Origin of the sequence: Pseudoalteromonas sp. S2893 (assembly GCF_005887105.1) — a bacterium.
GTDB classification, from domain to species: domain Bacteria; phylum Pseudomonadota; class Gammaproteobacteria; order Enterobacterales; family Alteromonadaceae; genus Pseudoalteromonas; species Pseudoalteromonas atlantica.
Genome location: NZ_PNCY01000015.1, coordinates 86,057 through 99,172, shown reverse-complemented (window position 1 = coordinate 99,172; position 13,116 = coordinate 86,057). Strand labels below are relative to the sequence as shown.

The 13,116-nt window shown below is 38.7% G+C and carries 10 protein-coding genes; all 10 read right to left on the bottom strand.

From position 1 onward, the window contains the following. Positions 1 to 21 precede the first annotated feature (21 nt). Complete coding sequence (gene tssC / locus CWC04_RS09540; RefSeq protein WP_024032877.1) at positions 22 to 1,512, bottom strand: type VI secretion system contractile sheath large subunit; 1,491 nt, start codon at positions 1,510 to 1,512, stop codon at positions 22 to 24. Next, positions 1,509 to 2,012 carry a type VI secretion system contractile sheath small subunit gene (gene tssB, locus CWC04_RS09535; RefSeq protein ID WP_024032878.1) on the bottom strand — a complete coding sequence of 168 codons (504 nt, stop codon included), beginning with the start codon at positions 2,010 to 2,012 and terminating at the stop codon, positions 1,509 to 1,511. Before tssB ends, tssC begins: the two co-directional genes overlap by 4 nt. A 16-nt stretch (positions 2,013 to 2,028) precedes the next feature. After that, complete coding sequence (gene tssA / locus CWC04_RS09530; protein WP_024032879.1) at positions 2,029 to 3,141, bottom strand: type VI secretion system protein TssA; 1,113 nt, start codon at positions 3,139 to 3,141, stop codon at positions 2,029 to 2,031. A gap of 186 nt (positions 3,142 to 3,327) precedes the next feature. After that, positions 3,328 to 4,125, bottom strand: coding sequence for a PP2C family protein-serine/threonine phosphatase (locus CWC04_RS09525; protein WP_126009409.1), 798 nt, complete (start codon positions 4,123 to 4,125; stop codon positions 3,328 to 3,330). Further along, positions 4,118 to 4,846 (bottom strand): type VI secretion system-associated protein TagF, encoded by a 729-nt coding sequence (tagF, locus tag CWC04_RS09520; protein WP_126009411.1) that lies wholly within the window; start codon positions 4,844 to 4,846, stop codon positions 4,118 to 4,120. The genes CWC04_RS09525 and tagF overlap by 8 nt, the downstream gene beginning before the upstream one ends. Then, on the bottom strand, positions 4,828 to 8,337 hold the full coding sequence (tssM, locus tag CWC04_RS09515; protein WP_138685259.1) for a type VI secretion system membrane subunit TssM: 3,510 nt from the start codon (positions 8,335 to 8,337) through the stop codon (positions 4,828 to 4,830). The genes tagF and tssM overlap by 19 nt, the downstream gene beginning before the upstream one ends. Before the next feature lie 10 nt (positions 8,338 to 8,347). Further along, entirely contained in the window at positions 8,348 to 9,628 is a 1,281-nt protein-coding gene (gene tssL / locus CWC04_RS09510; RefSeq protein WP_096042737.1) for a type VI secretion system protein TssL, long form, read from the bottom strand. A 21-nt stretch (positions 9,629 to 9,649) separates the two neighbouring features. Beyond that, positions 9,650 to 10,978, bottom strand: coding sequence for a type VI secretion system baseplate subunit TssK (tssK, locus tag CWC04_RS09505; RefSeq protein ID WP_024032884.1), 1,329 nt, complete (start codon positions 10,976 to 10,978; stop codon positions 9,650 to 9,652). 14 nt (positions 10,979 to 10,992) lie between these two features. Next, entirely contained in the window at positions 10,993 to 11,457 is a 465-nt protein-coding gene (gene tssJ, locus CWC04_RS09500; protein WP_138685258.1) for a type VI secretion system lipoprotein TssJ, read from the bottom strand. A gap of 15 nt (positions 11,458 to 11,472) precedes the next feature. After that, positions 11,473 to 12,747, bottom strand: coding sequence for a type VI secretion system-associated FHA domain protein TagH (gene tagH / locus CWC04_RS09495; protein ID WP_138685257.1), 1,275 nt, complete (start codon positions 12,745 to 12,747; stop codon positions 11,473 to 11,475). Positions 12,748 to 13,116: the final 369 nt, after the last annotated feature.

The window sequence follows — 13,116 nt, the reverse complement described above, 5'->3', positions numbered from 1 at the left end:
TTAACGCTAAAGACTAGTTAATTAACCAATCTCTGGAATTTTAGCTACAAGACGTAATGAAGAGGTAAGCTCTTCCATTTGTAGCCAAGGTCGTAACCATGCCACTGCGTTATAAGCGCCTGGCTGACCTGGTATTTCTTTAACTGATACTTTTGCATCGGCTAATGGGTAACGTGCTCTGATATCTTGGCCACCACCCTCGGTCGCATTTACATACGATAGAATCCAGCGGTTTAACCATGACTCAACATCTTCCGCTTCCATAAAGCTACCAATTTTATCGCGCGCCATCACTTTTAAATAATGTGCAAAACGAGACGTCGCCATTAAGTAAGGTAAGCGAGCTGAAATTGCAGCATTAGCTGTTGCATCAGGCGTTGAATATATTTGTGGTTTTTGACAGCTTTGGCCACCAAAGAAAACAGCGTAATCGGTATTTTTGTAATGACACAGAGGTAAGAAACCAAGTTTACTTAGCTCAGCTTCACGACGGTCTGTTATGCCAATTTCTGTTGGGCATTTAAGATCCGGATCGCCATCATCACTTGTGAAAATATGCGTTGGTAAGCCTTCAACTTTACCGCCACCTTCAGCACCACGTATCGCAGTACAAAAACCGTATTGCGAAAACGCTTTGGTCATATTAGTGGCCATTGCGTAAGCTGCATTACTCCAGCAGTAGTCGCTATTATCAGTGCTTACTGAACGGCCTGCTTTTGGTTCAACTTCAAACTCTTCATAGTTAAACTCTTCGACAGGTTTAGAAGCTGCACCGTAAGGTAAACGTGATAAGAAGCGAGGCATAGTTAGCGATACAAAACGCGAATCATCGCTGTCTCTGAACGAGCGCCATTTTGTGTACTCTAATGATTCAAACACTTTTTCTAAATCACGAGGTTTAGTCAACTCTTCCCAGTTATCAAACCCAAATAAAGACGGTGAAGAAGCGGCAATAAATGGACAGAAACCAGCTGCTGCCACATTCGACATTAGGCTTAACGTTTCAACATCTTCTGGGTGGTTAGTAAATTCAAAGTCACCCACAATTGTGCCATAAGGTTCGCCACCAGGAGTACCAAATTCAGACTCGTAAATCTTTTTAAATGTTTGGCTTTGGTCAAACTCAACTGCTTTGCTTAAATCTTTATGTAGTTCTTTTTTCTTCATGTTTAAAACACGAATTTTAAGCGTTGAGCTCGTTTCAGAATTCATTACAAGGTGGTGCAAACCACGCCAAGAACCTTCTAACTTTTGAAACTCTTCGCTGTGCATAACAACACTAAGCTGCTTTGAGATTTTCTGATCGATTAATTGAATTGCTTCATTAAACGTCACAGTCATGTTTTTATTCCATTGAACTGTGCCTTTTAATGCCTCTTCAGTTAACGTTTTAAGTAATTCTTCTGCACGACTTGCATCAGTTTGCTTAGTGGCGCCAATTGCTTGCTCTAATAACGAAGAGCTTGCCTCAGCTGTTGACTCTAATTCAGTACTTAGTTGCTCTGCACTCATTTTTCAGTCTCCTCTAGCTTAAGTTCCTTAGCAATAGAATCAAGGCTTGAAGTATTACTTAATACTTCTTCTAAAACATTTTCAAGCTCTTCTGAACGGTCAATCTTAGTCATTAAATCGCGTAATTTATTACGTGTTTCCATTAGCTTACGTAATGGTTCTACCTGATTAACAACTGCTGCAGGCTCAAAGTCATCGATTGATTTAAAGCTAAGGTTAACTTCAAACTCAGAGTCATCATCGCTCAGTGTATTTTCTACAACAAGTTTTAATGAAGGGCTCATGCGTTTTAAAACATCGTTAAAGTTTTCGCGGTCAATTTGAATAAAGCGTCTGTCTTTTAATGGTTTTAATGCTTCAGTGTTATCACCTGAAAAATCACCCATTACACCAACAACAAATGGTAATTCTTTTTTTACCGCAGTCCCTTCAGTTTCAACATCATAAGTGATGTGAACGCGAGGCTTACGTACTCGTTTTAATTTATCATGGATACTCATAGAGAACTCCTTTTACTTATGTTTCAGTTTCGCTGATCTTAATGCCAGACAACTTAAAGTACCCGGTCCTAGCATCACTATCTGTTATTAATTCATTTAATAATTCAGGCAGCGATAATTCGCTCCATCGAATCACTTGTTCTATCGTGTATGACATTGGAGAATGCGGTTCGGTTTTTCTAAAAAACGCCGCTATTTCTTTAAGCTTATTTATCGCATTCTCACGAGAATCAATTGCTTGGTTAATGGCCTTTTTAGGCGCTTCAACAGCATCTTGCTCTTCATCGTTTTGAGTGAGTTGCTCTTGCGTTTGCTCAGAGATGAGAGCCTGTTCAGCTGCAACAAGTTTATCCGCTGCAATGTGGTTAACGGCCGCCAAACTTACTTCAAGCGCTTGTTTAATATTTGAGGTAGGTTGCGGCTGCCCCGTCACTTTATCCATCACATCGCTAAGCTGGGCAAATTCAGTAATTGCCTCTTCTATATCTTGCTTTAAGTTGACAAAAAATTCAGTGCTTGTCTCCGCGGCGCTTTTTTCAATTAATTCAAAATCGACCGCGCCTTGTGCTAGTTTTTTCTCTCTTTTCTCATCATTTAACCTTGAAATATCATAACCTTGCTGATATTCCCAAAATGTAAAAGGGTCTAAGCTAACACTGTCAGTTAACAGTATGCTTTTGATGGGGATAATAAGAGTCCCCTCACCTGCGGAGCCATTTAATCCGCCAAGAGCCGATACTTTGTCTGAAATTTCATCGTCTGCATCGAGGGTAGGGTATAGCGCGTCGAAATAATTATCTAATAAGTGGCTAGCCACTTTAAAGCCAAAGGCAAGCCCTTTAAAACCGTGAATTCGGCATAAAGCTTCAATAAACCATGCTAAATACTCAATGTCTTTGCTTTGTGATTTAATTGCGCTACTGCATTGCTCTAATAAAGGTAACCAGTCGCGAGCAAGTGATGAAATACCTTCTTCGTCTACTAACGCGTTTCTTTCAGCGGCACGAAGTTGGTTTCTTAAATCTTTTAGGGCGTAATAAGTCGACGTAGGAGAAACATCCGAGCGAGGGTCTAAACCTGCGATCTCAGTTTCAGAAATAGGGGAAATATACTCTTCAAATACAAACATTCCGTCGTCCTAATAATTATCCATAAAACTCCAATAAAGCGGAGCGGATTTCATATTACATTCTTTATATTAAAATACAAGCCTAGTTACAATTGTGTTTAAACCAAAACAATTGCAAATATATAAACAATAAACTTTCAATATAAATAAATTAACACTTAAAATTATATAATTAGTAATAAATAATTATTTAGTAAAAAGTGGAATTGTAGCTTCATCTTGAATTTTGTATGTTTCCGATTTGCTACTAAAATTTTCATGGCCATATTTAATTATAATACAGGTAACATTATCGCGTGCACCTCTAACTAAAGAAGAATGCATTAGCGCCATACCTGAATCAATAATACTATTAGGTTCTAATGACAAACATATTTCTTCATCAGACAATTCGCCTGTTAAGCCATCTGAACAAAGTAAGAAAATATCATTAGTATTTACTTCACCTTGTACTACATCTACTTTAACTTCGTCTGTAACGCCCACTGCACGGGTAATCACATTCGAAAGAGGATGCGTTTTTGCTTCCTCGATTGAAATTACGCCCTCATCGATAAGGTCATTTACTTGGCTATGATCCCGCGATACTTGCTGTAATTGGCCATTTCGCAACATGTATGCCCGGCTGTCACCTACCCACAAAACGTAATATTGATTATCTTTTATAAATAAGGCGGTTACTGTGCTGCCCGCGGTTTTACTTCCTAAGTACTGAGCGCTGTAATCATTTAATTGGCGATTTGCATCTTCAATAGCTGAAACAATATGAGAAACGCTAAGCGTAGCTAGTGTCTTTTCTTCAACTTTTGCTCTAATAACATCTACGACTAGTTGGCTTGCAACTTCACCCGCTTCATGTCCACCCATTCCATCAGCTACTACCCATAAGTTATGGCTATTAATTTCAACATGAGAGTCTTCATTTAATTGCCTAACTGCACCGCGATGAGTTATTGCGTAACTTGTACTTAAATTGCTAATCACTATTTTTTACCTGTGTGTAATTCCATTCCCAATGTTTCCATCGGCCATCTAACATAGCAGCAACTTGGTTAACAGGCGGTAGTCCTGAAGTAACAAGCATCATAGGCTTTATATTGCATGAACCGTGTGTCCACCAAACACTATAATCACCATGCTTTTTATATAAAAGTGCATGTAGGGTGTCTTTTAAAACATCACTTGATAGCTCATCACCTGAGAACTCAAATGCTTCACCTTCTTTATTTTTGTCGCTAGAGGGAGAAATACTAAGCTGCTTTTTAGGCGCTATAAGGGTGCTTATCGATTTAGCAACGTCTTTTCGCCAAGTAAAAAGGTCAACAGAGCTATCGAGCACTTTAAGTACAGTGTCTTCGTACTCTAAGGAGAAAACGCCCGAATTTAATACCTCTATCGGCGCAACTTCTAATGTACTGGCCACTGTAAATGGGTAATGGCGCCCTACTGCATCCATACTCGGTAATAGGGTTCCCATTACGCCTTTATCGCCAACAATATTTGGCGATAAAGCAAAATGCCATACAGGACCTGTTAGGTAGTTATCTTGCCAATTGTCGCCTAACTGTTCCTTGCTTACAGCAATAGCTGCTTGCAGCCATTGCTCCCAGTGCTCTGAAAATTCTTTCGAAACGCTGTCTTGAACAAAGTCCCCCAAGCTAGGGACTTTGCCGAGGTAGCCTATATTTATAATCGGGTCGGACATGAAAACTTCTCTACACTTTTATTCCAAAATGGATGCCTAATTGATTTTGGCAATAGCTCAACTTTTGCGTTGTTACCCATGAGAGAAAAATGTAACTCTAAATCCTCACGTGTTTTAGCTCTTTTAGCGCTAAGCTCATCTAGCATGCGATAAAGCGACCATTCACCTTGGTAAGTCGTATTTACTGAGCGGCCTCCATTAGGTGGAGTGAATACAACTCGCGTTTTACTTTGTCCACTTGCGCCTGGCCAAACAAAGTTAGTAACTCTTAAAGGGCCATGGCGGTAAATCATTGATTGACCGTCAATTTCAATCATTAAGCTCGATGTAGTTTTATCCAACGATAGCGGACGTAAGCCAAACTCAATTCTAGGTGTTGCACTTCCACCATCGAAGAATACGGTTTGAATTTGATGGGCTAGTTCAAACATGGCTAGAGTATCAGCGCTTATGCCAATGTCTTTTTCAAACTTCCACGGACTCGAACTCATATCCACACTTGGCGCTACATAGTTAGTGAAGAAGCTATCAATAGTGCCATCTGGTCCAAAGAAGCGTGTAAAGTCTTTCATATTCACTTCTTTTTGTGCATAAGGAGAGAAAGGGTATCGGCCCACAATAGCTGCGTTGTACTCACGTAAAACTTGGCTTTTCCAAATCTCATTTAAGTGTCTGTTAGCGCTATTTTTAGTGATATTACTGGTATCTCTGCTTATATCTAATAACCAGCTATTAAATGGGTAAGGCAGATCACGGCTTTGGAACTCAAGCTGGCGAATGAAACTAGGTTTACTTTTTCCACTGATTTGATCTTTTATTGATGACTTTAACTGATCACCTCTATCAAGCTTAGTTAGATATACATTAAGCTCTCTAAGGTTTTTCTGAATGTTATCTAATTGCTGAGCATCAATATTTATAACATCTTCAAACGCTTCTTCAACCTGATAACCTGGCAGTTTAATGTCAAACTTAGGCGCTTCGTCAGGTAAAAAACGTTTAATTCTGTTAGCTTTAGTTTGCATTGCAATTTCAGCGGCATTAGCGGCAACTTTACCCGCTGCTTTTTGATTCTCTGACACCGGCAGTTTGGTTAGTTGCACATTTTTTTGCACAGCCATAATAATGTTCTTAATCGGTGCTTCTGAGCCAGCAAGTACATCAGTAATATTCACCCCCTCAGCAGGTGAGCTGTACTGATTCAGGCTTAAATCGTCGATAAATGATTGCCAAAAAAAGACATAATCTTGGAAATAACGCTGCTCTAATTTCTTTTCAATCTCTTCTTTAGAAATATCATAAGTGCCCGATGCTTCCTCACCATATACCCAGCTGCTTGCCATCAAATTTCCAAGCATTTTACTTTTTTCAACATTAAAAATGCCGTGAAAACCGTTGAAGGTATATAAACCAGGGATACTTCGAGTCAGCTCGCCATTGTTTCTGAATGTGAATTTTTGCGCACTTTCAAAACTAATAATGTCTGTTAATCTAAACGGCGGAATGCTGCTATCAAGAAAATCAGCTTGTAGGCGTTGGTATGCTCTTTCGGCTATTGGTAACTTAGTTAATTCAGCTCTAGCTATACGCACTGCTTGATTATCTATTTTGGTTTGACTAACACCAAGCTCTAGTAAGGCAGCAATGTGGTTCATTAACTGGCCGCGAGTTAGCGCATTTTTATCACCCGGTAGATTTCTTTCTAGGTATGCATTAAACCAAGCCGAAATATCTTCACTTTCAAAGTACTCAGGTTGGAATAGCATTAAATAGCACTTTAGCGTCTCGTATAAATAGCTAAGGTGCTCTGGGTGTGCTTCCATTTCTTTAATTAACGTATTTGCGATATAGGGTTCTAAATACGTTTGTAGAGACCTGTTATAGGCTTGTGTAGATGACTGTTTAATTTCACTAAGCTTATTAAAACCTATTGACTGAGATTCATCGTCATCAACTAACGCAGGGTTGTTAGCTGGTAAGTTTCTTAGCGCATTGAGCCTGTCGTTTAATACTAATAAGTTGCTTCTATCAAACGAGGCGGCATCTAGCTCCTGATAAGTTTCAATGGCTTCATCTGTAGCAGCCATTAAATTATTATTCCATGCAAAGCTAAAGTACCACGAAATAGAAAAACCAATTACCGCAATACTGGCTAAAGAAATACTACCTACTCTGAGCCATTTATTTTGCTTATCGTGATGTTTGTTAGTGCTAGCTAGGTTTTGCTCAGGGAAAATTACACCTTCTAAAACATTTTTAATAAAGAAGCTTTTCGATTGATTTATATAACTAGAATCTGCTGAGCTTACGTCATTTAAAAAGCTAGCTGGCTTCCCTTCTTGAGTTGCACTGGTCAAATATACGCCCCTAAACATAGGGAGTTCTTCATAAGCGTTAGGGGTAAAAATTTCTTTTAAAAACGCATCGCCCACACCTTGTAGCACACGAAGCTGTCTCGGAAATTCAAAAATTTTGGCTCGTATTTCTTCATTACGCTCGTTAATCAGCCTACGATTAAGCATTTCTGTCAGTTTTGAAATTAATGCGTGAAACTCTTTGTTAAACGCTTCAACTTGAGTGTCTTTATCTAGGTCTAGCTCAAAAGTAACACCCCAAACTTGCTCGCATTCCTCTTCTGTAAGCTCGCCAAAAAACTCTCTAAAACCTTCAATTAAATCAACTTTAGAAAGAATAACGTATACCGGAAAAGTCATACCCAACTGATTTTGTAACTCTTGTAAGCGCTGTTTAATTGCGCGGGCATGTAGGTTACGCTCTGTTTTAGTTTGACTCATGAGCTCAGAAATACCCATGCTGATCATTACACCGTTAATGGGGCGTAGAGGGCGGTACTTGCGTAAAAGCCCTAAAAAGCCCTCCCATGCGCGTGAGTCATGTTTTGCGTGGCTACTTTGTGTAGTGTATCGCCCTGCGGTATCGATAAGTACGGCTTTATTAGTGAACCACCAATCACAGTTTCGTGTACCACCAACACCGTGGACTAAATCAACACCTAACTTATCTTTTAACGGATAGTCTAAGCCTGAGTTATTAATAACCGTTGTTTTACCGGCACCAGGCGGGCCAATCATAATATACCAAGGTAATTGATATATATTTTTACCTTTAAATAGCTTTACATCTTTGAGTAAGTTGATGGCTTCATTCATGCGATTTTTTAACGTAGTGATCTCTTCATTCACCTCGTTACTGTTCGACTCATCGCTTTCAATTAGTTCATCGGCCATTTTCTCATCGCGTTTGCTTTGTTGCGTTAAGCTATAAATTTTGGTGATAGCAAACACTAAAATAACAAACAAAATAGTTAACAGCCGTGCTGCTACACTCTCTAAAGGGATAAAGTCAGCAATCGCAATAAGCGGACCACCAAACCAAATTAGTAAAGATAACGCCAAAAAGCCGATAATTAACATGGCTGTTTTAGAAGTAAGTACGTAAGTAATTTTTTTTATTTTGTGTGAAAAACTCATGTCAGCCTCATTAAAATAATAAATCGATTTCAATTCGTCGGTTTAGTGACCGAGAAGCTGAATCTGAATTGCTGGCGATAGGCTCTGCAGCACCTTTACCTTCAGGCCATAAACGGCCACTTAGGTTTGTACTTTTAGCCATAGAATTAGCAACTTGCGTTGCACGGGCTAAAGAAAGGTGCCAATTTGATGGGTATTTATCAGTCCGAATAGGCGTATCGTCGGTATGCCCTGTAATTAAAATACGCCCTTTTGTTCCTTCTAAACTAAGTGCTAGCTTTTCTAAAATGGGTTGAATTGAGGGTAATAATTTAGCATCGCCTTGATTAAATAGACTTTCGCTGTTTATTGAAATTCTTATGCGGTCTAGGTTTTTCTTTACTGTCACAATCCCCATCTGAATTTCTGTTTGCAGTAACTGCTCAAGTACTAATAGTTGCTTATCTTTTTTATCTACACTTTCGTTTTGCGCTATAGGATGAATAACAGCCAGCTTATCGTTAAGTGAAGTAACGCCGTCGTTGAGTTTCATGTTGATAAATAAGTAAACCATTAACAGCACTAAGCCCAGCACTGAAAAAATCACCCAAAGCGGAACTTGATTTCTAAGCTCTACGCCAGCGGCAACACGCTGCTTCCAATTAGGTGAAAGTTTATTGTTTAATGGGCCATCTAATTGATTTAAAAGGTGATACATTTGAGAGCGATATTCTTCTATTTTAGTATCGCCACCGTTGTCTAGTCTGTATTTACCTTTAAAGCCTAAGTTTAAGCAATGGTACTGCAGCTCAATAAATTGTTTGTGTTGTTCAGGTTGAGCCAGTGCATTATCAAGCAGGGTGTAAAAGTATTCACCGCCAAACGTTTCTTTATGAAACGTCGATAGTAAACTCTCATCAGCCCACTCCATTGAGCTCCATTTAGAATTTAAAACTGATTCATCTAAAATCGCGCACAAGCAATAACGCGAGTTGGTAATGACATCTTTAGAAAGCCCCTGGTTGCGCACTTCAACTTCAAAGCGCTTTACAGCCTCAACACAGCGATGCTTTAAAGCAGCAATATTTGTCATCTCTTTAGCTTGGCTAATCGAAATTACAATTGAAAAACAATCTGTTGCCGCTTCTAAAAGTGGGTTTTTAAAAATTGAAACTTTAGACGTATTAGCAACACTGCTGGCAACAGGCTCAACAGACATCACTGTTTTATCAGCATCGTTATCAACATTAGGAGTGTTTGAAGTGTCACGCCCTAGTCTACCAGGGCGAGGTTTTATAATGGTTTCGTCCATTGAAACTCTTCCTTTAAAAAGTTAGGTTCTAATTGCCCAAAGGCTTATTTGTAGCTCTGGGTAATTGCCCGATAAGTGGATAGCGATACCACCACTTGAACGAAGTTTTTCCCAATGTTCACCCTGCTTGTTTAACTCAAAGTAATGAAAACCTGCATGGTATGGGATTTGGCGCGGTGCCGTTGGTAAGTTACTAATGGTAATACCAGGAATTTGGTTATTAACCAAGTCACGTATGGTTTCTACACTACCAATCTTAATTTGTGAGGGCAGTATTTTGCGCAGCTCTTCATGCGGTACACTTGCTTTGATTGCTAAAACAAATTGTGCCGAGTTAAGTACAGATTTATCTTTTAGTGCGCCAAACGAAATACCAAACTTGCTTTGCTCTAATTTAATTTCTGTCGCAGTTTGTTCAATAACATGACTTAAAGATTGATATAAGAAATTAACTACTTCAGAAAATACTTTGCCCAAATTTTCATGATCGTACTTAGGCAGCTTTGGTACTCTTTTATTCGCGGTACTAAAAGTAGATAGCTCGCCAGCAAGCTCAATAAGACGGGTATAAAATACATTTGGGTGGAGGTTATTCACGCTAAGTAGATTGTCAAAAACAGCATCGTACTTATTAAGGGTTTGCAGCATGATAAAGTCAGCAACAGAGGTGCTCCCTGCATAACCTTGACATAAACGCACAGAAATACTCTCTGCGCGCTGTTTTATCATAGAGCCTATTTCTCTTACTAAACCAAGTAACGGCTTGCATTGACCTACTTTTAAAGAGGCAGGTATGTATTTAGTGTCAAGCTTAATGCTGCCTTCGCTGCTTACTTCAATAATGCGCGCCACAGGTAGCAAAATATAACCAGCGTGATCATCTGATGAAAGCACAAGTTTGCTATAGATTTTAGCAACTTGAATTACCTCTTGAGATTGAGCTCCCAAAGAGTCATCACTAACTGTTAGATCATTTAGCTTATAGCGCGTGACGATATTTTCATCCAGCGCTGAAATATTAATACCACTGCTTTTTAATGCAGGGATGGCAAGGTATACCACCTCATCATACACGTCTTTATTAACCACTAATGGCTCAGGTAAAGGGGTTGATTGCGGCATTTCAATTGGGAGTAAATCAGGCGTGATAGCACTTAAAGACTCAAGAGCAAACTGCCCTGAGCTCAATAATTGTGTGTCTATACTTATATCAAGTATGCCCCACGGATCAGATAAATTCCCTTTGCATAATTGATTTATTAAGTTAGAAAAATGCTTATCTGATTGTTGAAAATGTTGCGGCCTTAAGAACATCCCTTCAGTCCACGCAACACGAGTGTTATCACCCATTTTACAAATCCTTTTTATCGCTCTCTCATGTATGTAGCAATTGCTTCAACATTTACATCTATATCGTCATAGCCTGTTGGGTCAACCTCAATAACAGCTCTCCACCTTGCTTGGTCGATATCTCTATAGGCCACAACAATACCCACATAACGGGTATTTCTGTTAAGGCTCATTTTGTATTTTTGTACTGAGTTTGGTTGTAGCTCTAACTCATCTTTTTTAAGTAAATCTGGACCCAGTAGCTTTTCAGGCGTTTCGTATAAGCTAAAAAAGTCCTGCGTATCAAAAATAGTTCGTGAACTAAGTTCAAATATTTTCATAACAACTGGCGACGGTCTCTCTGATGTGTCTGGATTTACATCTTTAGAAACATTAATAATTAAATCAGTTGAAGGCGGCACTATTTTATTTACGGTGGTACACCCAACCGTCAAAAAGAGTAGGCTAATGCTCATAAAAAAGAGCTTAAGTTTAGACATTATTTACTTTCCTTCCTAAAACGTTTCTTGAGTTTTATCATTGTAAGCCTTTAAAAAATCGTCAGATAACGCCATAGCGCCTTTAGCATTAACATCATGCGCTAGCTCTTCATGAAGGCTTTGGTATATCTTCCAACATTTTGCTTCTGACTGGCCTGGAATAATCTTTAATACATTAGAGTTTTCATTTACTTGCTGGGTGATCTGCTGGGGAGAAACCTGCTCTAAAATCCCTTTAAGTACACCATCAGCTCCTGCTAATAAAGCATGTTCATGTCTTCGTGTATCAGTAAAACTTTCTTTAATCGATTCACGAGACGACAGGAAGCTTGCACTATTTCTTATGAATAAATTCTGAATAACATCATCAATATCAGCAGAAAATTTTATAGGGTTATTTTGCTTTGTTTGAAACATGGTTTGATTCAAACGTAATTGATTTTTTACCAATGCTCGTTGTCTTAATGACTCCATCAGCTCGTTTAATAATAAATTTAAACTTTGCCCCATTTCAAACCACAACTCTGGTGTATTAAGGGCATTTTGAAGCTCAGTTTTAACACCTAAACCTTTTAAAAACGCCTCCGATAAAGCGGAATTAGCGCTTGCGGTACTAGCGTGTGTTTGCGTTTGTTTTACTGGCTGCTTAACGGGTTCTGGTGTTTTTTGTGGCTCAACTTTAACGGGTTGCTCTGCCACTGCAACATCATCAAAATGGCTTTGCGGTGAGACTGACACATCAGGGTTCATTAAATGTGATAATTCATCCCAATTTTCAGGAATTTGATTATCAGGCTGTGCCATGTTTTCTTCTTTCATTGAAACAGCAGGCATTGACTCATCTAAAATAGATTCATTTAAAAATAAGTCACTTGAAGAAAAATTATCTATTGCAGGTGCTGGGGCGCTATTTCTCAGTACAAAGTCATCCGTACTTGGGCGTGCTTCAGTGTATGCTGTCGTAGATTGAGAATCAGCTAACTCGACTTCAATTTGAAAGTCCCCCACAGTAATCACATCACTGTGCGCTAAACGGTGTTTATTACCTTGACCAAGCGCAGACACGCCAAAATTAACAAACGTTCCGTTAGTCGAGGTATCGTATAAGTAAAACGAATCCCCTTCTTTTTCAATACGGCCGTGTCGGCTAGAAATTATTTTTTCAGGATCAGGCAAGTGCCAATCGCACGCTTCCGAGCGGCCAAAAATAAGAGAGTGTTTAGTTGTTTTAGAAGCTTCAATTTCAGGCGAGAGTCTATGATAACTAGTTATATTTAGTATCAGTTCCATTTGATAAGTTAGTCCCATAAATCTACATTTTTATTAGGATAAAGTAGAAGCGAAACTATTGTCAACATTGAAATTAATATATAAAAATATACACATATATTTAAATTTGAAGACAATGATAAATTTAATAAACCTAAAAACATGAAATCCAATAATTAAATTACCGTTTGAATGTTCCTTTTTCAGCACACTGCAACAAACTTAATCCCAAACAAAATAAAGTGAAAAATTACCGCTGAATGTACCTTTTACGCCTTTTACAGCCCTTTTAAGCACGTTATTTTTTAAGTTTAAAAATAAAAACAAATTTTAAGTGAGTTAAAACAGGCGACATAATTAATTTTGTATGAAACTTCTACGCTAGAAAGA